Below are 20,730 nucleotides of genomic sequence, written 5' to 3'. Positions count from 1 at the left end.
GCATGTTGGGCGTCTGCGCGTTGTCACCGGCGGTTTCGTGATAGTAGAAGGCGCCCGCGAGGAACTGCACCTGCGAGGTGGTGCCGATGAGCTGGAATTCCTGGCTGTACTGGTGCTGGTAGACCTGGGCCAGGCTGTAGCGGCCGAAGGGGGTGTTGGCGCCGCCATACGCGGAGATCGCGTCGACAAGGCCCATGTCGAACTGGCCCTGGGTGAGCTCGCGGTAGGAACTGATGGACTTGAGTTCGAGGGTATCGCTCAAGGTCCAGCCGAGGTTGAGCAGGTGGCCGCTGGTGCGGCCGATGTTGTCTTCCTGCGGGCCGCCGAGGATGGCCGAATCGCGGCGATCCTCGCTGGCGCCGGCCTTCTGCAGCGGGCTGACGTAGGCGCCCGGCACCAGCAACTGGGTGTGGTACGGGGTGGTGGCGTCATAGGAGGTGTCGAAGGCGTACAGCGCGGAGAAGGTATCGCTGGGCTGCCACAGCGCGCTGATGCGTGCGCCGCGCTTGTCGTAGCTGTTGAAGTCGCGCTCGCCGCGCATCGGGTTGTCGGTGGTGCCGCCGCGTTTGGCCTGCACGGCATCGATCTTGAAGCTGACATCGCCCACCTTGGGCAGGTCCAGGTGCAGGCCGGTGGTGTAGCCGCTGTAGTTGGAAACGCCGGCGCTGACGCTGCCGCCGAACTCGCCGGTGGGCTGTCTGGTGACGATGCTGAGCGCGCCGCCTTCGGTGTTGCGGCCGAACAGAGTGCCCTGCGGGCCCTTCAACACCTCGATGCGCTCTACGTCATACAGCATGCTGCCCAGGCCCTGCGCGCGGCCCATGAACACCCCGTCGACGTAGACGCCCACACCGGCGTCGCGCGCGGGCTGGTTGGCATCGCCGGAGGCGCCGATGCCACGGATACCGATGTTCAGTGCGGAGCTGCGGGTGGCGAAGGGGGTAACCCGCAGCGAGGGAATCGCGCCATCGGCGAGGCTGCCGATGGAGATGGCGCTACGATCCTTCAAGGCTTCGGCATCCACCACGGACACCGAGATCGGGGTGTCCTGCAGGTTGGTGGCGCGCTTCTGCGCAGTGACCACGACCTGGTCCAGCGCGACCACGTCGCGGGCGGCGATGTCTGCATCGGCGGCGGGTTCTGCGTCGTTGGCGAGGGCAATGCCGGGCAGGGCGGTGGCGATGGCAAGGGCTAGCAGGTGGCGGTGCAGCAGGGCGTGGCGCATCGGATGGGTTCGCGGGTGGGGAAGGCCGGCGCAGTCTGGACGCGTGAAATGACAGATGAATGACCGTTCATTCACGCATCGGATGGCGTAACATCCAGCGTCAACTGGACGCCATGTACGACGAGCAATGACGCTTAACCCCCTTGCCGACACCCCCGCCGAAGACGCCGCTGCGGCCCGTGCGGAGGCCCAGCGCCAACGCATCCTCGACGCTGCGCAACGCTGTTTCATCGCCCGTGGCTTCCACGCCGGATCGATCAGCGAGATCGCTGCCGAAGCGGATATCAGCCAGGGCCTGATGTATCGCTACTTCGCCAACAAGCGCGCCCTGATCCTGGCGCTGATCGAGCGTCAGCTGGCCCATGACCAGGATTCCATCGGCCAGATGCCGGCAGCGTCGGATCTGGTGGAGGGGCTGCTGCGTTGCTACCAGGTGTGGGCGCGCGGGGAGACGCTGGAGACCACTGGCAATGCCATCGCCAATGTCGCGCTGTATGCGGAAATCACCGCTGAAGCCCACCGTGATCCGGTGGTGGCCGAGGTGTTGCGGCGGCACGACCGGCAGACGAGCGCGGCGATCGGTGCCTGGTTGCGGCATCACGACATGGCGCGTGGTCGGGACCCTGATGAAGGGGACATCGAAGCCCGCATCCTGCTGCTGCGGGTGCTGGTGGAAGGCCTGGCGATGCGCGCCGTGCGCGACCCCGGGCTGGCGAAGGCGTCGCTGCGGAGATTGTTGGCGGCTGCGATCTCGCGCGTGCTCGGGGAGTGACCTTTACAGCCATTTCCGCCGTTGAATACCCGGAGAAACCCGCTGTGGCGAATTCTCAAGGTCTGAAGCGTGCGCCAGCCATTGCTGTTGACGGCGGCGCTGGCCAGCGTGTGGGACACGCGGAAGGACTGAGGGCGTGGCGCTCTGTCGGGTGGAACGTCACTTGGCGTCGATGGATGCCTGGAGTGCCGCAGCCAACGCCGCGTCGCCGTTGACCAGCTCGGCCCACTGCAGTTCCACTCCGTTTCTGCGCCCCTTCAGCACGAGCTTGAGCCCGGTCGGGTCGATGGTCAGGGTGTAGGTGTCATCGCCGACCTGGACTTCCCTGCGGATGGCTTTGTCGAGAGGCGTCATGTCCTGTCTCCTGCCGTGGCCCTGTATTCTTCGCAGTTGCCGCTCGGGAAGCGTTCCATGTATTCCGCAAAACGCGCTCCCGAAATCGCCTGCCGTGTTCCGCATCTGGTGCACGTGATGGCCGCGCCCCCGCCATCGAACGCTTCCAGACTCGGTGGTTCGGTTGCCCTGAAGATATGTCGGCAGGTGCTGCATTGGACCCGAACGAACTCGATCTCGGGAAAGGCATGTTGCGCGGTCTTCGTTGGGCTGCAGCACACTTCAAACATGTAGAACAGGCCAGTGTCTGGCATAGGTGTGTCCCTGACGACTACGAATCACAGGTGGCGAAGGACCGTCCGCTCGGCGCATGGTCTCACAGGACCAGGAGCTGAATACGCCTCCCCCCCGACCCAGCAGGGCAACGGGGTTGTAAAATGCCCTTCCGTTGATGCGTGGCCGAGGCTCATCGCAATGCCCTATACGAACAGCGATGCGATAGATCGGCTGCGCGACCAGATTCCCTCGTTCCGGTGCATCGTCGGCTGCCACGACTGCTGTGGTCCGGTCACGGTGTCGACCGAGGAGATGGCACGTCTGCCCGTGAAAAGCGATGCCGAGCGTGATGCTGCCCTGGCCGAGCTCAGCTGCCCCTACCTGGGAAAGCAGGGGTGCGAGATCTACGCCGAGCGGCCGCTGATCTGCCGTTTGTTCGGAACCACGCCGCGCCTGCGCTGCCCCAATGGGCAGCGGCCGGTCTATATGATCGATGAGGCAGTGGAAGACGAGATCCACCGCTTTCTTCGCAGCACGCGGCAGGTGCTGCTGTAGCCTGGCGCGCCTGCGCTGGGCGGGCCGCAACGTGTTGCAGGCAGCGAGTCTGCCCAACTACTGATGCCGCATCACCGCCGCCAGGTGCTCCTCGGGGTCGATCATGTGCGAGTGATCGTCCTGGTCCAACTGGATCTCCGCCCACTGGATGGTGCCGTTGAACTTGCCACGCTCGGTAACATAGCCCTCGTACACGGGCATACCTGTGTCGATACCCACATCCAGGCCTTCATCGAAGGAGTAGTAGAGCGGATGGGTGCGCTCGATCGCGCCGCTGCCCACCGCCTTGCCATCGATGTACAGCGTGACCGTGCCACCGCGGCCGATGCCGCCGCCGGCATAGGCAAACTCGGCCCGTACCTGGTGCCGCCCGGCGCCGATGTCGGTATCTGAAAGGACGGTTTTGCGCAGCAGCCCGCAGTGGTTGTAGTGGTAGCCGAGCTTGCCGTTCTCGGCGAAGAACGACCAGCCGCCGGTGCGACCGCCCTGGGCGATGATGGCGCCATTGAGTGGTCCGTCGGCGGGTGCGTCGATCTCGGCGGTCACGGCGTAGGAACGGTTCTTGACGTTGATCGCCACGTTCTCGCCCAGGCGGGTCATGCCGGGGTACAGCCGCAGCGTGTCGCCGGTGGTCAGGGTGGGGCGGCCGGCCAGCTGGGGATTCATGCGCTCGGCAGCGCGGTCGTCGATGGGCAGTACGTTGTGCCGTACCGCTTCGATCAGGAACAGCTGCTGCAGTTCGGCCAGCTTGTCCGGCTGGGCGGCGGCGAGGTTGTCGGACTGGGTCCAGTCTTTGGTGGTGTCGTAGAGCTCCCAGACGTCCTGCGAGAAGTCCACGCCCTTGGCCACCACGTCCCACGGGGTGCGGTGCTTGGTCTGCGCGGTCCAGCCGTCGTGGTAGATGCCGCGGTTGCCCATGATTTCAAAGTACTGGGTGAGGTGGCGCTCGTCGGCGTCGGCGTCGTTGAAGGTGTAGGCCATGGACACGCCGTGCATCGGTACCTGGGTGACGCCGTTGACGGTGTGCGGCTGCGCCAGGCCGGCGAGGTCGAGGATGGTCGGTGCCACGTCGATGACGTGATGCCACTGACTGCGCAGTTCACCGCTGCCGGATATCCGCGCCGGCCAATGCACGATGGTGCCGTTGCGCGTGCCGCCGTAGTGCGAGGCCACCTGCTTGGTCCACTGGTAGGGCGTGCACAGCGCATGCGCCCAGCCGACGGCGTAATGGTTGTAGGCCTTGGGCCCGCCGACTTCCTCCAGGTGCTGCTTCCAGAACGCGGCAGTCTCGTACTCGGCACCGCCGTTGGAGGCGGTGGTGAGCATGAAGGCACCGTTGATCCCACCCTCGGCAGAGGCGCCGTTGTCGCCAATGATGAAGTAGACCAGGGTGTCATCCAGGACGCCCAGTTCCTCCAACGCGTCGATCACGCGCCCGGTGTGGTGGTCGGCATATTCGAGGAAGGCGGCATACACCTCCATCTGATGGGCCAGGATCGGCTTGAGTTCGGCCGGCATGTCGTCCCAGGCGGGAATGCCGTCCGGGCGCGGGGTGAGCACGGCATCGGACGGGATGACGCCCAGTTCGCGCTGGCGGGCGAAGGTGGCCTCGCGCAGCGCGTCCCAGCCTTGATCGAAGCTGCCCTTGTACTTGGCGATCCAGTCTTTGGGCACGTGGTGCGGCGCGTGCGTGGCGCCGGGCGCGAAGTACACGAAGAAGGGTTTGTCCGGGGTCAGGCTCTTCTGCAGCCGCACATAGTCGATGGCCTTGTCGGCCAGGTCGGGCATGAGGTGGTAGCCGGGGTCCAGCGGTGCCTCGACGGTGGACACGCCGTCGATCAAGGCTGGCGTCCACTGGTTGGTTTCGCCGCCGATGAAGCCGTAAAAGCGCTCGAAGCCGCTGAAGGCCGGCCAATGGTCGAACGGGCCGGTGGGCCCGGACTCCCACACGGGCACTTCGTGGCACTTGCCGAACTGGGCGGTGTTGTAGCCGTTCTGACGCAGGATTTCCGGCAGTGGCACGGCCGAGTTGGGGCGGGTGGAGCGGTAGCCGGGCGCGGGCGTGGCGGTCTCGGTGATGTGGCCCATCGCCACCGCATGATGGTTGCGGCCCGAGAGCAGCGCCGCGCGCGTGGGCGAACACAACGCGGTGGTGTGGAAGCGGGTGTAGCGCAGGCCGCCGTTGGCGAGCCGGTCGGCGGTGGGCGTGCGCACCGGCCCGCCGAAGGCGCTGGCGGCACCGAAGCCGACATCGTCGAACATGATCAGCAGGACGTTGGGCGCGCCGTCGGGCGGACGCCTGGCGGTGATCGGCGGCAGCTTGACCCCCAGCTTCTTCGCATCGAAGGAGAGCGGTCCCTGGTAGGCCTGGTCGGGAAGGGGAAGGGTGCTGCCGGGGAGTTCCTGGGTCATGGGGGTGCCTCGATGAACTGAGGGCACAGTGTCGCGGTGGCGTCCTGGATTGGCATCCGAAGAACAACGGTGCCGCCGATAGGTAGAAGTACTGGCGGTGCCATGGCGTGGTGAAGCGCAGAAGTCGTGCCGCGGCGCTGCCAGTAGATTTACCGCATGGCCCCAGTAGTTATGCCGACGATGGGCGGGCGACGGGTGGAGATACTCAACACAGCCCCTTCCACATCGGCTCCAACCACAGGATAAGCGCCATGAACGACGACGTTCAGAACCTGCCCTTGCCGCCTCCGGCGTTCGGCGGCAGCATCAGCGAGAACTACAAGCAGGCCACGCCCGATTTTCCGCAGCCGGTGTCACCGCCGGCAGGGGCCCCGGATGTGCTGGTGATCCTGATCGACGATCTGGGCTACGGCGGGACCTCGATGTTCGGTGGCCTGATTCCCACGCCCAACATCGACACGCTGGCCAGGACCGGGTTGCGCTACAGCCACTTCCACAACTGCGCACTGTGCTCGCCCACCCGGGCCGCATTGCTGTCCGGACGCAATCATCACCGCACCGGGAATGGCTCCATCACCGAAGGGTCCACCGGCTTTCCCGGCTATAACAGCATGTGGTCCGATGACAACGCCGCCATTCCCCAGGTGCTGGCCTACAACGGCTATACCACTGCGGCCTTCGGCAAGTGGCACAACACCCCCGACTGGGAAACCAGCCCGGTCGGTCCCTTCGACCGTTGGCCCACCGGCAAAGGCTTCCAGACCTTCTATGGCTTCATGGGCGGTGAGACCAACCAGTTCACCCCGCAGCTGTTCCGCAATACCACGCCAGTGGAGCCTGACAAGACGCCCGAACAGGGCTACCACCTCACCGATGATCTTGCCAGCAAGGCAATCGAATGGCTGCACACCCGCCAGTCGATCACCCCGGACCGACCGTGGTTCCTGTACTGGGCACCGGGAGCGATGCACGCGCCGCACCATGTGCCGGAACGCTATATCGCGCCGTTCAAGGGCCGTTTCGACATGGGCTGGGATGCCTATCGGGCGGAACTGTTCGAGAGCCAGAAGAAGATCGGCGCGGTACCGCCGGATGCGCAGTTGACCCCGCGCCCGGCGGAGTTGCCCGCCTGGGACACGCACAGCGACGATGAGAAGCGCCTGTTCGCCCGCCAGATGGAGTGCTTCGCCGGTTTCCTCACCCACCTGGACGAGCATGTCGGCCGGCTGCTGGATGCGGTCAACGCGCTGCCCAATGCCGACAACACCCTCATCATCGCCGTGCTCGGCGACAACGGCTGCAGCCCCGAAGGCGGCTTGCTGGGCACCTTGAACAATATGGCTACCCAGAACGGTTTCCCCGACGATGTGGCCAGCATGCTGCCGGCCATCGATGAGATAGGGCAAGGCCACCACGAAAACCACTTCGCCGTCGGCTGGGCGTGGGCCATCGATTGCCCCTTCCAGTGGACCAAGCAGGTGGCAAGCCACTTTGGCGGCAACCGCACGGGCGTTTCGGTGACCTGGCCGGCACGGATCAAGTCCGGTGGCGAGCTGCGCGCCCAGTTCCAGCACGTGGTGGACATCGCGCCGACCATCTACGAAGCCGCCGGCATTCCGTTCCCGGAGGCGGTCAACGGCATTCCGCAGCAGGCCCTGGATGGCAGCAGCTTCATCCATACCTTCGCCGATGCCACCGCGCCGTCCACCCACCTGACGCAGTACTTCGAGAACGCGGGCAACCGCGCCATCTACCACGACGGGTGGATTGCCTCGGCCCATCACGGCGTACCGTGGGTACTACTGGGACGCGACGGCAACTTTGAGAACGATCACTGGGAGTTGTACGACTTGAGCCGCGACTTCAGCCAGGCCGATGACCTCTCGGCCGAGCACCCGGAGAAACTGGCGGAGCTGTTGGGGATATTCAAGCAGGAAGCGGAAGCCAACTTCGTTTTCCCGCTCGATGACCGCTTCTCCGAGCGGGCCCATATCCCCGATCGCCCAAGCGTGACCCGCGGCCGCACGCGGTTCAAATACTACGCCGGCACCACCCGGATCAGCGAAGGCACCGCACCGGATGTGAAGGCGCGCAGCCATTCCATCACCGCACGTCTGGTGATTCCGGCCGGCGGTGCCGAGGGCGTGATTGTTGCTGCTGGCGGCGGCGCCGGCTACACGTTTTTCGTCAAGGACGGCGAATTGATGTATGAGAACAATTTCTTCGGGCGTGAGCGCGACCTGCTTCGCGCGGGTAGCACGCTCCCCGAGGGCGAGGTGAACGTGGCCTTCCACTACACGCATGAGAGCAAGCAGTACGGCGGCGGTGGAACCGGGCGGCTGGTGGTGGATGGAAAGGAAATGGATCGGAAAGCTTTCGCCCATGTGCCGCCGGCGCGTTACAGCGCTACGGAGACGCTGGACATCGGACGCGACCTGGGGGAAGCGGTGTCCCGGCAGTACCGGTCTCCGTTCGCGTTCACCGGAACGCTGAAGGACGTGGTGTTCGAGATCGGATGAGGGGCGGGCCCGGAACGGAGAACGAAAGAAGGGCGCCCATGAGGGCGCCCTTTTTCATACGGTAATCCATGTCCGACCGATCGGCCTGAGCGGCGTGCATGGCGCCCATGCGTCAGTCCGTCGGAGGCACCATCACCAGGCGTATTTCACCCCCAACAAACCGCCATAGCTGCGGTAGTCCTGTGCGCCGCGCCCGGCGCTGATCTCGCCCCAGGCGGTCAGGCTGCGGCTGAGCTGCAGCTGCACGCCGGCCTTGGCCTCGTACACATCGCGCGGCGCCGCTCCTTCCAGGCGGATGTCATCCAGCCACACGGCGTTGGCGCCGCCGTGGCTGCGCAGCCAGTTCACGGCTGCGAACGGCTGCACGCGGTTGATGCCCTCCATCGTGGTGTGACCGAACAGGCGCACCCCGACGCGGGTGCGTACGCCACCGGCATTGGCCTCGCGCACGTCGGTGCCGTTGGCCTCCACGTGATGGCCGCCGTCCATGCGGTAGTCGCTCCAGATCACCTGTGCCTGCGGCTCCAGGTACATCGCGCTGGCGCTGCCGCGATGCACGTTGAAGGCATAGCCGGCTTCCACCGATGCGCTGGTGCTGCGGCTGTCGTAACGCTCGGCGCGCAGGGCGTCACCCTGGGTGGTGTTGCGGAAGCGCGCGATCTGCGCCCAGCTGTCCACGTACAGGCCGCCGTCGCTGGCGGCATCGCGCAGCCAGCTGCCGTAGACACCGGCGGCACGGCCCTTGACCCGGCCTTCGGCGGTATAGCCGGTAACCTGTGAGAGTACGCGCTCGGTCGCTTCGCCGGTGCCCACCATCACGCCCGCCACACCGCGGTCATCGCGGCCCCAGCGGGTGAGGTCGGCACCCACCTGCAGCAGGTGCTGGCGGCCCTGACGGGTGAGCTGGTCATCGATGCGGCCACGGGTGTGGTCGGTGGTGACGCGGGCCCAGACTCCGCCAAGGGCGCTGTCGTTCTTCTGGCGCTCGGCCAGATTCGGCTCGCCCACGCGCTCGTGCATCGTGAGGTCGAACATGCCCACGGCGGCGGCCTGGTTGGCAAGGTACACGCCGCCTTCGGGGCGCTCGACCGGGGTGGGCACGTCGGGGTCGAGGCAGGCCGGGTTCCGCGGGTTGGCCAGGCACTCGTCGATCGGGGCCACCGGCAGCTGCGAACGCAGGTACCAGTCGCCATCGGTCGGATCGGTGCGGCCGCCCTGGTGCAGGAAGTACTCGTAGGCACCCCCCACGGCACGGCCCTGCAACTGGTACTTGCCGGCGGAGACGCCATCCACCTGGACCAGCTGGATGCCGTCGTGGGTGAGCGCACCGCGACCGCCGATGTTGCTCACCGCGATGCGAGCGGTGCCGGAGGTGTCGCCACGCACGTGCAGCCGGTCGGTGGGCGAGGTGTCATCGCCCAGTGCGGTGTTCATCGCCAGCAGGCCGTTGTCGGCGTGGAAGTCGCCGTCCACGGTGACGGTCTTGTACTGGCCATCGGCTTGGTCGAAGGCGAGGGTGGCATTGGCGATCGAGAGGCTGCCGATCTGCGAATCACCGGTCACGTCCCAGCGGCTGCCGTTGGCCAGCGAGAGATCGCCCACGGCATCGGTGGCGCCCTTCCAGTAGCTGTCGTGGTCGAGCGAGAGGGTGGAGGTGCGGTCGAGGGAGCCGTTGCCGTCGCTGTCGATCGCACCATCGGAGAAGCGAACGTCACCGAGGGCCACTACGTTGCGGTCGAAGGAAACGGTGTTGGCGCGGTCCGAGCCGAACTCGGCCAGACGACCGTTGCCGCCTTCGATGCGGGTGCCATTGCTGGCGCGCAGGGTGGCCGCCTCCAGACCGAAGCCCGCGGACGCTGCGGCGTTGAGCGTACCGCCTTGCAGATCGATGGCCCCGCCATTCAGCGCGCGCGCGGCATAGGCGCCAACGCCTTCGGTGGTGATCGTCGTGCCCGAGGCCTGCAGGGAAGCACCCTCGACGGCGTCCAGTCCGTGCGATGCCGTGCCGCGGGTCGCCACGACGGTGCTGCTCAAGGTGGCCTTGCTGCCGGTGCCCGACACCACCAGGCCGCGTGCGGCATTGCCTTCGGTGAGGATGTGGACGCTGTCCAGGATCAACGCGTTGTTGCCGCCATATGCCGCAGCACCCTTGGAGTTGTCACCGGTGGTATGCACGCTGCCGCCGATCATGCGCAGCGCAGCGTCGTCATACTCCACGTCCACGCCATCGGCCCAGTAGCCTGTGGTGGCGACGTCGGTGTTTTGCAGGGTGACCTGGCCGCCGGTCGAGGCGACCACGCCGGCCGCGCCAAACGGAAGCCCGCTGGCATCGGCGGTGCGGTTGCCCGCGGTTTCGATACGGGCATTGCTGACATTGGCGGTGCTGCCGCCCGCGGCCCAGATGCCGCGACTGCGGTCGCCGGCGGTGCTGATGCGGCCGCCGTCGATGGTTGCGCTGGCGGTGTCGCTCAGCAGTACCCCGTGGGAATCTTCGGTGGCGGTCTGGATGTTGGAACCGGCGACGTTCACCCGGGTACCGGCATTGCGCGCGGTGATGCCATTGGAATCGTTGGCGGTGAGGCTGGAGTTGATGATGTTCAACTCTGCTCCGGCCAGCGCGGCGGCACCATGGGCCCGGTTGCCCCCGACGACGGTGCTGTTGCTCAAGGTCAGCACGGCATCCGCCCCGCGCGCGAACACGCCGATGGAGCCAAGGCCGGAGGTGTTGATGGAAAGGTTGTCGGCGTTGATCGTGCCGGCGGTGGAATAGAGGCCGTAGGCTTCGCGACCGGTGGTGCTGATCTCGCCGCCGGCGAGGGTGATACGGCTGTCGGCGCTGTCCACAACGGCACCGTGGGAGTTCAGCCCGGTGGTGGCGACGTTGGTGGAGGTGGTGTCGATGCTGCCCGCGCTGGTGGCATACAGCCCGTAGGACGTGGCGCCGATGGTGCTGATGGAGGTGTCACGCACATCCACATGCGCACCGTTGTCGGCGGAGACGCCATGGCTGTTGAGCCGATCCGCGCGACCCGAACGAATGGTGGTGCCTTCGACCACGGCGTGGCCGCCCAGCGTGGCGACAACCCCGGAGGACAGGGAATTGAGGGTGCTCTCGCGGAGGTTCAACCGGGCGCCGGAGCCGCCGGCGAAGGCGGCCGGGCCATTGCTGTTGACGGTCACGCCGACGGCGTTGATGGTGCCGCTGGCGTCGGCCGTGCTGCTGCCGGCGAGCAGACCGACCGAGCCGCCCATGTTGGTGATGACGGTGCCCTGGCCAGCGCTGTCGCGGCCCAGGTTGACCACGCCATGGTCGGTTGCACGTACGCCATCTGCGTAGATCGCCGCCGTGCTGATGCGGCCGCCGTTGAAGGTGACTTCACTGCCGGTGCCGGTGGCCTGCACGCCGCGCCCGTTGTTGCCGGTGGAGTTGAAGATGACGCCTTCGGCCACAATCTGGCCGCCAGACACGGCGTTCAGGCCAGGCGACACGTAGCCAGACGTGGAGATGGTGCTGTTGTTCAGTTCGATGCGACTGCCGACGCCATCGGCGATGGCGCCGGAGGCCTGTTCGCCGCTGGTGGTCAAGCTCATGTCCGAGGCGGTGATCGTGCCGCCGTTGACGGCGCTCATGGCATGGCCGAGGTAGCCGGGATCGCCCGCGACCGTGTCGCCGTTTGCGTCGATATGGGTGCCGTCGGCGACGATCGGCAGCGCGGTGGCGGCGTTTGCTGCCGTCATCGCAAGTACCGAAGCGATGGCTAAAGACAGGACCCGCTGTACGGAGACGTCAGACTTCATCGTGTGCAACCTCGTAGTGTCGGCATTGACATGCCAGGAAGGGCGAGGTCGCAACGGTAGGCAGGGGGTCAATCGGACAACATGCAATTAGTTGTAAATGCGGTGACGGTCACAGAAATATTCATTGGCGATTCACATATTTCGTCAATGACGTGTTGATTGATCTTTGGCGTATATCTATGCGATATGCCTCGGCGATTCCTGTTCCGCCTTGGGGGCCTGTGCGATACCGCGGACGCATGCGGGCAACGACGTGACTACAGAAGCCAGAGCGCGGCAAGCAAGGCCGGCGGCATCACCAGGATGCCCAGGCGCAGGAAGGTCAGCGCACTGACATGCTCGCCTTCGCGACGAAGCGCCACCAGCCAGAGCATGGTGGCGAGCGAGCCGGTCACCGACAGATTGGGGCCGAGGTCCACGCCGATCAGCAGGGCCGCGCGGGTCTGTGCCGGCAGATCGGCCATCTGCCCCAGCGAGCCGGCCACCAGGCCGATCGGCAGGTTGTTGGCCAGGTTGCTCAGCACGGCGGCCGCGCCGCCGGCCAGCCAGCTGGCTTCGCCGGGCGAGGTGCGCGCAAAGGCCTCCAGTGCGTCGGCGGCGAGGCGGATCACGCCGGTGTGCGCCACCGCCTCGACCAGCACGAACAGCCCTGCGACCAACGGCAGTACACCCCACGAGACATGCCTCAGGACAGGCAGCGGGCTGATGCGCTGGCGCAGGCGGATGATGGCCAGGGTGGCGGCGCCGGCGCAGAAGGTGGTCAGGCCCAGCGGCCCGTTCATCGCCGAGGTGACCAACAGCACGCTGCCGGTGACACCGACGCCGATCGCGCACAGGCGCCCGCCCTCGGACAGGGGCCGTTGGTCGGCCAGGGCCACCAGTGGCGGCGCGATCTGGCGCCGATGCGCCAGGCGCAGCACCAGGTAGGTCACGCCGATAGCCGCCAGCGAGGGCAGGGTGAACTGCCGCAGCCATTCGGCCAGGGAGGGCATGTGATCGCCAAAGACCACCAGGTTGGCCGGATTGGAAATGGGCAGCACGAAGCTGGCGGCATTCGCCACGAAGGCACAGACGAACAGATACGGCAGCGGATTGGCGCGGGCGGCCTTGCAGGCGGCGTAGACCGCCGGCGTGAGCACCACGGCGGTGGCGTCGTTGGACAGGAAGATCGTGACCAGCGTGCCCACCAGGAACACCAGGTCGAACAGGCGTTGTCCCGAGCCCCTGGCGTGCTTCACCGCGTAGGCGGCCAGCCAGTCGAACAGCCCTTCCTGCCGTGCCAGTTCGGCCAGCACCATCATCCCGATCAGGAAGAGGTAGACGTCCCCTCCTTCGGCCACGGCGGCCATGGCCGCGTTCAATGGCAGCAGGCCGGTGACGGTCAGCAGCGCCGCCGCGCCCAGCGCCCAGACGTACTCGGGAACGCGCCACGGGCGAAAGATGACACCGCAGGTAGCGACGGCGGTCACCGTCCAGATGATCAGGGACGTGATGGGAAGGTGCATCGATTGCTCGGGAGTAACTCAAAGGGGGGCGTGGGGTGCCGTTGTCGCAGGTTCGGCGGTGGTATCGCGGGCCGGGGGCCGGGTCTCCGGCATGGCCATGGCCAGGACGAAGGCAAGGGCAGCGATGGCCGCCAGGGTCAGGAACGCGACATCATACCCAGCGAACTGCACGATCAACCCGGCCAACCCCGGACTGAAGGCTGCGCCCAACCCGAATGCGGTGGATACCGCGCCGAGCGTGACGTTGAAACGGCCGCTTCCCCGGGTCAGGTCACTGACGATGACGGGGAGCAGGGCGCCGAAAATGCCGGCACCAATGCCGTCTGCCTGCCGTGGCCGACCCGCTGGTCGGCGGCTCGAACGGGTATCAAGCCTGCACCGGACGCGCCGCGCGCCAGCCGCCGCTGACGACGAAGTCGAGCACGCCCACCACCAGCAGCGACGCACCCACCAACGGGAACAGCACCCCGCCAACGCACAGCAGCGCGAACACGATGGCCACCGTGCGCCGCTGCCTGGGCAATGCAGGCACGCCCATCCCGCCGATGGGCCGCCGCTTCCACCACATCACCGCGCCGCTGATGCACAGCAGCATGATCGCCGCGCAGGCGAGGATCAGGAACAGGCGATTGAACGTGCCGTACTCCTGCCCCAGGTGCACGTTGATGCCCCATTCCAGCCCACGCCCCAGCGCGCCGTAGTCGGCGTAGCCCATGTCCAGCAGCACCCTTCCGCTGTACTGGTCCAGATGCACCACGCGCTGGCCTGCGACGTCTTCGGGGTAGACCGAGGCGGTGTACACGCCCATCGGACCGCGCGGCAGCGCCATGCTGTAACCGGGTGCCAGGCCGAGGCCGTCGACGCGTTGCAGCGCCGCGTCGATGCCGATGCTGCCCGGTTGTGCGGAGAGATCGCCCAGTGCAGCACTGCCGTGCCCCTCGTGCCCGGCGTGGCTATCGGCGGAAGCATGTTCGGCGTGGTGCACGGAGGACATCGGCAGTTGCGCCTGCTGCATCGACCAGGTGGGCGTGGTGGTATCGGCCAGCCGCTGGTGCGACATCGGCACCTGCACGCGCACGCCGGCCGGATAGCCGTAGTCCTGCCCGTTGGCCCATGCGTTGACCTGCTTGCCCCATACCACCGACCAGGGCATGCCGGTGACCGCGAGGAACAGCAGCACCAGCCCCACCCAGACGCCGGTCACCGCGTGCAGGTCGCGCCAGAACAGGCGCTGGCCCGGCCGGCCACGCACGGTGGTGACGCCACCGTTGCGCCCGCGCGGCCACCACAGGTAGACACCGGTCAACACCAGCAGGACGGCCCAGCCGGCGGCGATCTCGATCAGCGCACGGGCGTAGTCACCGAGGAGGTCCAGGCTGTGCAGACGGCGTACGACGCCGGAGAAGGTGCCTTTGTCCGGCAGGTGGCCGAGGACGCGCGCCGAGGCGGGGTCGACGTAGTAGACCTCGCGCCGACCGTCGGCCTCCAGCACACCGATTTCCACGCTGCCATCGCTGCGCTCCGGGGTGGTGTAGCGGAACACCTCGCCGGGCGTGAGGGCGGTGACGGCGGCGATCTGGGCGCTGGGGAGTGTGCGGGCGTGCTGCGGGTTTTCCACGACCTTGAGGTCATGGTGGACCCAGCGATCAATGGGCTTCTGGTACAGGTAGACCGCACCGGTCAGCGCCAGCCAGGCGATGAAAGGCAGCACGAACAGACCGGCATAGAAGTGCCACCGCCACACCGCGCGGTAGAAGCGCCAGCGATCGGGGGACGGCGGCGAGGCAGCGGTATCCATGTCAGAGCTCCCGGGTCCAGCTGAGGTAGAGCGCGCGGCCATCGCCCGGCGAGTAGCCGGATGCGCCGCTGTCATACCAGGCGTAGACGTAGAATCGGTCCGTTGCGTTCTTCAGCTGCACGGCCACGCTGTTGCGCGGGTCCAGGCGATAGGTGGCGCTCAGATTCAACAGCGCATAGCCGCCGTAACGGCCCAGCGTGTTGGTGCGCTCCACGAAGTAGTCGCCCTGGCCGTTGCCCCAGGCGCTGAAGCTCCACTCGGGGGTGGGCGTGTACTCCACGCCAGCGTTGGCCAGCCAGTTCGGTACGTTCTCGACCTGCCGCCCACGGGTCTGCGGTGCGCTGGGGTCGGGTACCTCGATCAGCGCCTTTTGCCGGGAATACGACGCCCAGGCACGCCAGCGCGCGTTGGCCTGCCAGGTAAGCTGCGCGTCCCAGCCTCGGCGCAGGGTTTTGCCGACGTTGCCCACTTCGTTGCTGCCCACGCTGCCGTTGACGCCGAGAATGGTGGCCACTTCGTCGGAGGCGCGCTGTTCCCAATAGGCGATGCGGGTCTGCAGGCCTTGCACCGGGGCCCACTTGACGCCGCTCTCCCAGCCTTCGTTGACCGACGGCGACAGATTGCCGGGCTGCGTGCGGTAGGCGCCGTTGCCGCTGCCGATCTGGAACGTGCGACCCCAATTGGCGTAGGCGACGGTACGGCTGCCCAGATCGTAGGACACGCTCAGCTTGGGCTGCCTGATCAGGCCGTAGTCGTACACCGGTGCACGCGTGCCTGCGGCGACGTTGTGGAAATCACCGTAAATGCGGTCCACGCGGTAAGCCGGCACGATTTTCAGCGCGTCGAAGGGGCGGATCACCGCCTGGACATAGGCACCCCGGGTATCGAGGTCGAAATCCCAGTCGCGCAGCGTCGCCTGGCGTTCGCGCGCGACGGTGCGGTAGCGGCGGGCGGTATTGTCCTGCCATTGCCCATCCACGCCGGCATCGAGCACCAACTCGGCCAGCGTGGTGGTGGGACGCCAGGTGGTGTCGAGGATCAGCCCACGGTGGGTTTCATCGTTGAAGCGCTCCTGCTGCGCGCCACCTGCGGTGAAGGTCACCCAGCGCTGGTTGCGATAGTCGTTCTGGTAGGCCTTGGCATTCCAGTGCCAGTCGCTGCCGAGGGCGCCATCGAATTGCAAGGCGGTCTGCACGGTCTTGCGTTCGCTGCGGTCATCGCGGGCGTAGTCGGGCGACTGCCCGGGATCGGCCTGCACTTCGGGGTAGCTGAGATAGCCGGCTTCCAGTGCGGCGTTGGTGTAGTAACGGCTGGTCAGGCCGGCGCGCCAGCGGCCATCGGGATCGGTGTAGAACCACTTGCCGGCGAAGCTACGCTGGGTGCCCCCGGCGTGGTCGCGCTCACCGTCGGTGCCACGCCAGCCGATGAAATAGTTCTGCGACCACGCCCCGTGCTCGACGCCCTTGGCCAGCTGTACCTCCCGTGTGCCGAAGCTGCCGACGGTGACGCTGAGCTGTCCGTCGTTGCCGCCCTGGCGGGTGAGCACGTTGACATCGCCGGCGATGGCATGCAGCCCGTAGCGGGCGTCGTTGGTGCCGCGCACGATCTCCATGGCGCTGATATCCAGCGGGAATACCGCATCCAGGTAGGGCATGCCGCCGGCGTTGTCGTTGCTGGGGATGCCGTCGATCAGCAGCTTGACCGCATTGATGCGGCCTTCGCCGTTGAAACCGCGGAAGGAGAAGCGGCCTGCATCGGTGCCCATCTTGAACTGGGTGACCTGCACGCCGGGAGCGTTCATCAGCAGCTCCCAGCTGTGGTCAACCTTCTGCTGCTGCAGCAGGTCGCCACCGAGGATGTCCACGGAGGTGAATACCGAGCGTGCCGACAGGTCGCGTTCGGCGCCGGCGCGGGCCTGCACGGTGCCCAGGGTGAGCACCGTGTCCTCCTGGGCGGACGCCAGCGACGGGGCCAGGGCAGCGCTGGCGAGCGCCAGCAGAATGGCCATGGAAAGCGGGCGGGAAGCGGGAAGTCTGTTCATGGTCCACGACATCGGGTTGCCGCGACCAGCGCGTGGTCGAGACAGGCAGAAGAGCCGGCGGGTCAGCCGGAGATCAGAGGGGAAGGCAGATTCCAGCGCCGCGCGCCCTCGACCCTGCAGCGGCCGGGTCCGTGGGGCGGATACCAACGGCAGGGCGCGATGCGCGCCTCAGGACGTAGGCTGGATCAGCAGGCGAGGGCGGACGGCGGGCCGCGGGCGCCGAGTGTTCCCGGAGGGGGCGATTGCCGGGCAACGACCCGCCCGGCCAACGCGCGGAAGAGCGCGGGCCGGAGCGCAACGAGCAGGAGCAGGGCGACCAGCAGGCTGATCATCCGTGTGGCGATTAGACAGTAGTCGCAGTCCACGCCCATGTCGTGCCTGGCGTGGGGATCCGGAGACTTGGCCGGCGTTACCGCGGAAGATGCCGCTTCGTCCCGTGTGGGCGTGGCGGCCATCGCGTGATGCATGCCCTGCGCCATATCGTGATGCCTGGGATGCGATTCGGCGGGGCTGAGGTGCAGCGCCGGGTGGTGGGCGGCACGGAGGTCGGGCGCGCGGGCAGCGTCGACGTCAGGATGCGCCAGCGCCCGGCTGACCAGCGGCGCGATCACCACCAGGAGCATGGCCAGGCAGGCCAAGGCGTGAAGCCAGCGGTGGAGGACAGGGGCGCGCACGATGATGATTCTAAGGGAGGCGGCGCCGGCGGCCGTGTGGAGGGCCCGCGCGAGGCCTGCGACCCGATGTCGCAGGGGGCGCTGCCGATATTGACCCGTTGTTTACGCCACGGTGCCAGACTGCTCCCGAATCGGGTGTGCGGATCGGGCTTTGGCGGAAGTCGAGGGGGAAGTGTGCCGTTCTTGACGGATTCTGCGGAATTGGCGATGGAAGGAGTCGGCGCGGCCCGCCGCATCGGCTGGATGCGGTTCGTCGGCAACAGCCTTGGCGCGCTGCCGATTGCCTCGATCATGCTGGAGCGCAACGACGGTGTGGTGGCGTGGGTGCTGTTGCTGGCCAACGCGTTGCTGTGGCCGGCCATTGCACTTGCCTTGATCCACCGCGCCCAGAAACCGGCCGCGGCACAGTTCCGCTGCATGGTCGTCGACTCGTTGCTGGGAGGCGCATGGATTGCCTTCATGGCGTTGAGCATCGTGCCCAGCGCCCTGTTCGCGGCGCTGCTGGTGGCCGACAAGATCGCGGCAGGGGGCGTGAAGCTGGCGGCGCGGGCAACCCTGGCCCTGGTGGTGGGCTTCGGCGTGGCATGGCTGGCGCTTGGGCTGCCCTACCTGCCGACCACCTCGCAACGCACGATTGCCCTCAGCCTGCCCTTTCTGTTCGTGTACGGCATCGGCTTGAGTCTGCTCAGCTGGCAGCTGGCGCGCCGGGTCAAATCACAGAACCGTCAGCTGCAGCGCCTGAGCCGGATGGACCCGCTGGTGGAACTGGCCAACCGGGGCTTCCTGATCCAGCGTGCCCAGCAGACGCTGGAGCGCTCCCACCGCCATGGCGGCGTCGCCTGCCTGCTGATGCTCGATGTGGATGACTTCAAGCGGATCAACGACGGACACGGTCACCGGGCGGGCGACGAGGTGCTGCGCCAGATTGCGGCGACGCTGCGGGAATTCATGCGGCCCGGCGATACGCCGGCGCGGCTGGGTGGGGATGAATTCGCGGTGCTGCTGGTGGAGTGCACCTCGGCCGAGGCCATGCAGGTGGCTGAGCGGATCAAGGAACGATTGCAGGGCAACCTGCCCCCGGAAGCGCGTTCGATCCAGATCAGCGTGAGCATGGGTATTGCCGCGGCGCCGGGCGACGGCGCTGCCGAGGATTGGCTGGCCCTGGCCGACCAGGCCCTGTATGTCGCCAAGCGACATGGCAAGAACACGGCCAGCTTCGCGGAGTGAACGGCGCGCCGACAGCCAGACCGCACGCACGCCCCGGACTACTGCTCCCTCACCGAAGCTCGGGAGCAGCGCGCCGACTTCAGCGGCGGGCGTCGTCTTTTGCCTTGCCCACTTCATTCTGTACCTTGCCCACGGTCTTCTGGGCCTTGCCTTCGAGCTCCTGGGTCTTGTCGCCGGTGACCTTGCCGGCCACTTCCTTGACGGTGCCCTTGACCTGGTTCTTGACGCCTTCAGTGCGGTTCTTGTCCATTTTCATGCCTCGCAGGTTCGCCCTCAGTGGGCCCGGCCATGCTGCTTGCGCAGGGGGTGTGGCCGAAGTGAATTATCGAGAAATCCCGACGCGCGATACCAAACCGTTCAGGGTTGTCGGGCAACCTTCGCATGCGCTGCATCGCGTCTGCACTCGCACTCCACATCGCCACACCTAAAGTCCTGTGCAACCCACCCATGGCGCGCCCGCGTGAACCTGCAGACCTCCGTTTCCCCGCCGCTGCCCAGGCGCGCACTGCCCGACAGCTGCCACTTCGATCTGTTGGAGGTGAGCGCATTGCAGGACCCCAGCAGCGGCCGCATCGTGCACTTGTATTCGATGGTGGCGCGCTGCCTGTCCTGCGAGGTCGTCTTCAAGGCACAGGAAGGGCAGGGGTTTGTCAGCACATCGGTGGCGCGGGTGCTGCGTTGTCCGACCGGGTGCGGCGAACAATCGCTCAGGGGCGCTGCGCTGCGTCGCTGGCGCCCTCAGGCCGCCTGACAAACAAAAAGAGCCTCGGGAAACCCCGGGGCTCATTTGTTTTGTACTGCCGATCCTTTACCCAGGCAGGTCCCACTTTTCGTCGTCGGCGGGTTTCTGCTTGTAGATGACGCCTGCGAAATCCACGTGGAGTTCGGTCCAGCCACCGGCATCACGCCGGGCCAGTAGTTCAACGTGCCTGGGCTTGCGGACAGGGTCGCCCGAGACCGTCCAACCGGCGTTCTTCACCGCCGCCAGCACCGCGCGCGGATCGGCCGGTGCATCGGAATGGAGGTGCTTGGGGCCGTGATGCGGCTTTTTGTGTTCCACCGCTACGAAGGCACCGCCCTTCCTGGCGATGCGTGCGACCTTGATTTCCGACGGGCGTTGCTCGCCCTCCAGCCGTACGGCAAGGCCCTGCTTGAGCGGAAAGACTTCTGCGCCTTTCGGGCCGAGATCGGCGAGATAGGTCTGATCGCTGCTGACCAGCGTGAAGCGATGCGCGAAGACGTGCTCGATGACGCCGGCGAGGGCGATTTTTTCATGGTGCGGCATGCATTTCTCCTGAGAGCGCCCAACCGCGGGCGCTCTGAGTCAATGCGGGCCATTGCCGGGGTTTCCAAGCAACGGCCCGATGCCGCTGCTTGGCCGTTCATCATCCAAGGCTGTTGGCAAGACGGGGGGCCGCGGCGGCGTGCGCGTGCAAGGGGCGATCACGGCGCACCGCCCTCGGGTCGATCGTGAAGGCTGCGACGGCGTGCCGCAGCCCCGATGCCTGGACGTTGAGCTCGGCAGCGGCCGCGGCGGCTTCTTCGACCAGGGCCGCGTTCTGCTGGGTGGTCTCATCCATGCGGCCCACTACCGC

At 66.8% G+C, this 20,730-nt stretch carries 15 protein-coding genes and 1 pseudogene; 5 read left to right on the top strand and 11 right to left on the bottom strand.

Annotation, left to right across the window (positions count from 1 at the left end; translation table 11 throughout):
* On the bottom strand, positions 1–1,225 hold a 1,225-nt coding region (locus tag RTO53_RS13310; RefSeq protein WP_312238234.1), incomplete at its 3' end, for a TonB-dependent receptor plug domain-containing protein.
* Between the two features lie 127 nt (positions 1,226–1,352).
* Here RTO53_RS13310 and RTO53_RS13305 point away from each other — a divergent pair.
* Complete coding sequence (locus RTO53_RS13305) at positions 1,353–1,997, top strand: helix-turn-helix domain-containing protein (protein ID WP_312238233.1); 645 nt, start codon at positions 1,353–1,355, stop codon at positions 1,995–1,997.
* A gap of 159 nt (positions 1,998–2,156) precedes the next feature.
* On the opposite strand, the gene RTO53_RS13300 is transcribed toward RTO53_RS13305, so the two are convergent.
* The gene (locus RTO53_RS13300; protein ID WP_312238232.1) at positions 2,157–2,351 is read right to left on the bottom strand and encodes a hypothetical protein; all 195 of its coding nucleotides are present in this window, start codon (positions 2,349–2,351) and stop codon (positions 2,157–2,159) included.
* Positions 2,352–2,804: 453 nt separating this feature from the next.
* Here RTO53_RS13300 and RTO53_RS13295 point away from each other — a divergent pair, with 453 nt between their 5' ends.
* Positions 2,805–3,161 carry a YkgJ family cysteine cluster protein gene (locus RTO53_RS13295; protein WP_312238231.1) on the top strand — a complete coding sequence of 119 codons (357 nt, stop codon included), beginning with the start codon at positions 2,805–2,807 and terminating at the stop codon, positions 3,159–3,161.
* Positions 3,162–3,218: 57 nt separating this feature from the next.
* Here the strand turns inward: RTO53_RS13295 and RTO53_RS13290 are convergent, their stop codons facing one another.
* Positions 3,219–5,573, bottom strand: a complete 2,355-nt coding sequence (locus RTO53_RS13290; protein ID WP_312238230.1) for an arylsulfatase — start codon at positions 5,571–5,573, stop codon at positions 3,219–3,221.
* A gap of 251 nt (positions 5,574–5,824) precedes the next feature.
* Here RTO53_RS13290 and RTO53_RS13285 point away from each other — a divergent pair, with 251 nt between their 5' ends.
* Positions 5,825–8,092: an arylsulfatase gene (locus tag RTO53_RS13285; protein ID WP_312238229.1), complete on the top strand. Its 2,268-nt coding sequence runs from the start codon at positions 5,825–5,827 to the stop codon at positions 8,090–8,092.
* A 132-nt stretch (positions 8,093–8,224) separates the two neighbouring features.
* On the opposite strand, the gene RTO53_RS13280 is transcribed toward RTO53_RS13285, so the two are convergent.
* The 5 genes from RTO53_RS13280 to RTO53_RS13260 all read right to left on the bottom strand — a co-directional run bounded on the left by RTO53_RS13280 (position 8,225) and on the right by RTO53_RS13260 (position 17,857).
* Positions 8,225–11,830 carry an autotransporter outer membrane beta-barrel domain-containing protein gene (locus RTO53_RS13280; protein WP_312238228.1) on the bottom strand — a complete coding sequence of 1,202 codons (3,606 nt, stop codon included), beginning with the start codon at positions 11,828–11,830 and terminating at the stop codon, positions 8,225–8,227.
* 317 nt (positions 11,831–12,147) lie between these two features.
* Positions 12,148–13,395 carry an arsenic transporter gene (locus RTO53_RS13275; protein WP_312238227.1) on the bottom strand — a complete coding sequence of 416 codons (1,248 nt, stop codon included), beginning with the start codon at positions 13,393–13,395 and terminating at the stop codon, positions 12,148–12,150.
* A 367-nt stretch (positions 13,396–13,762) separates the two neighbouring features.
* On the bottom strand, positions 13,763–15,193 hold the full coding sequence (locus RTO53_RS13270) for a PepSY domain-containing protein (protein WP_312238226.1): 1,431 nt from the start codon (positions 15,191–15,193) through the stop codon (positions 13,763–13,765).
* 1 nt (position 15,194) lies between these two features.
* The gene (locus RTO53_RS13265) at positions 15,195–17,201 is read right to left on the bottom strand and encodes a TonB-dependent receptor (RefSeq protein ID WP_312238225.1); all 2,007 of its coding nucleotides are present in this window, start codon (positions 17,199–17,201) and stop codon (positions 15,195–15,197) included.
* A 218-nt stretch (positions 17,202–17,419) separates the two neighbouring features.
* On the bottom strand, positions 17,420–17,857 hold the full coding sequence (locus RTO53_RS13260) for a DUF2946 family protein (RefSeq protein ID WP_312238224.1): 438 nt from the start codon (positions 17,855–17,857) through the stop codon (positions 17,420–17,422).
* Here RTO53_RS13260 and RTO53_RS13255 point away from each other — a divergent pair.
* Positions 17,810–19,135 carry a diguanylate cyclase gene (locus RTO53_RS13255; RefSeq protein ID WP_312238223.1) on the top strand — a complete coding sequence of 442 codons (1,326 nt, stop codon included), beginning with the start codon at positions 17,810–17,812 and terminating at the stop codon, positions 19,133–19,135. The two genes, RTO53_RS13260 and RTO53_RS13255, sit on opposite strands and share 48 nt — an antisense overlap.
* A gap of 79 nt (positions 19,136–19,214) precedes the next feature.
* Here the strand turns inward: RTO53_RS13255 and RTO53_RS13250 are convergent, their stop codons facing one another.
* Entirely contained in the window at positions 19,215–19,385 is a 171-nt protein-coding gene (locus RTO53_RS13250) for a CsbD family protein (RefSeq protein ID WP_312238222.1), read from the bottom strand.
* A 210-nt stretch (positions 19,386–19,595) separates the two neighbouring features.
* Between RTO53_RS13250 and RTO53_RS13245 the strand changes: the two genes are divergently transcribed.
* A complete protein-coding gene (locus RTO53_RS13245; protein WP_312238221.1) occupies positions 19,596–19,886 on the top strand; it encodes a hypothetical protein in 291 nt (96 codons plus the stop codon).
* Positions 19,887–19,943: 57 nt separating this feature from the next.
* On the opposite strand, the gene RTO53_RS13240 is transcribed toward RTO53_RS13245, so the two are convergent.
* Both RTO53_RS13240 and RTO53_RS13235 read right to left on the bottom strand, forming a co-directional pair.
* Positions 19,944–20,420: a hypothetical protein gene (locus RTO53_RS13240; protein WP_312238220.1), complete on the bottom strand. Its 477-nt coding sequence runs from the start codon at positions 20,418–20,420 to the stop codon at positions 19,944–19,946.
* 100 nt (positions 20,421–20,520) lie between these two features.
* A pseudogene (locus RTO53_RS13235) lies at positions 20,521–20,730 on the bottom strand (methyl-accepting chemotaxis protein); the annotation flags it as partial.

Source organism: Stenotrophomonas sp., from assembly GCF_031995405.1.
Classification (GTDB): Bacteria; Pseudomonadota; Gammaproteobacteria; order Xanthomonadales; family Xanthomonadaceae; genus Stenotrophomonas.
Note: the sequence above shows the minus strand (reverse complement) of the source record. Positions and strands in the feature narration are given on the sequence as shown.

Bases quoted from the DNA above. Each gene is read 5' to 3' on its own strand.
- RTO53_RS13305 (WP_312238233.1), top strand. From the start codon at position 1,353: ATGACGCTTAACCCCCTTGCCGACACCCCCGCCGAAGACGCCGCTGCG.
- RTO53_RS13300 (WP_312238232.1), bottom strand. From the start codon at position 2,351: ATGACGCCTCTCGACAAAGCCATCCGCAGGGAAGTCCAGGTCGGCGAT.
- RTO53_RS13295 (WP_312238231.1), top strand. From the start codon at position 2,805: ATGCCCTATACGAACAGCGATGCGATAGATCGGCTGCGCGACCAGATT.
- RTO53_RS13290 (WP_312238230.1), bottom strand. From the start codon at position 5,573: ATGACCCAGGAACTCCCCGGCAGCACCCTTCCCCTTCCCGACCAGGCC.
- RTO53_RS13285 (WP_312238229.1), top strand. From the start codon at position 5,825: ATGAACGACGACGTTCAGAACCTGCCCTTGCCGCCTCCGGCGTTCGGC.
- RTO53_RS13280 (WP_312238228.1), bottom strand. From the start codon at position 11,830: ATGACGGCAGCAAACGCCGCCACCGCGCTGCCGATCGTCGCCGACGGC.
- RTO53_RS13275 (WP_312238227.1), bottom strand. From the start codon at position 13,395: ATGCACCTTCCCATCACGTCCCTGATCATCTGGACGGTGACCGCCGTC.
- RTO53_RS13270 (WP_312238226.1), bottom strand. From the start codon at position 15,193: ATGGATACCGCTGCCTCGCCGCCGTCCCCCGATCGCTGGCGCTTCTAC.
- RTO53_RS13265 (WP_312238225.1), bottom strand. From the start codon at position 17,201: ATGGCCATTCTGCTGGCGCTCGCCAGCGCTGCCCTGGCCCCGTCGCTG.
- RTO53_RS13255 (WP_312238223.1), top strand. From the start codon at position 17,810: ATGCGCCAGCGCCCGGCTGACCAGCGGCGCGATCACCACCAGGAGCAT.
- RTO53_RS13260 (WP_312238224.1), bottom strand. From the start codon at position 17,857: ATGCTCCTGGTGGTGATCGCGCCGCTGGTCAGCCGGGCGCTGGCGCAT.
- RTO53_RS13250 (WP_312238222.1), bottom strand. From the start codon at position 19,385: ATGGACAAGAACCGCACTGAAGGCGTCAAGAACCAGGTCAAGGGCACC.
- RTO53_RS13240 (WP_312238220.1), bottom strand. From the start codon at position 20,420: ATGCCGCACCATGAAAAAATCGCCCTCGCCGGCGTCATCGAGCACGTC.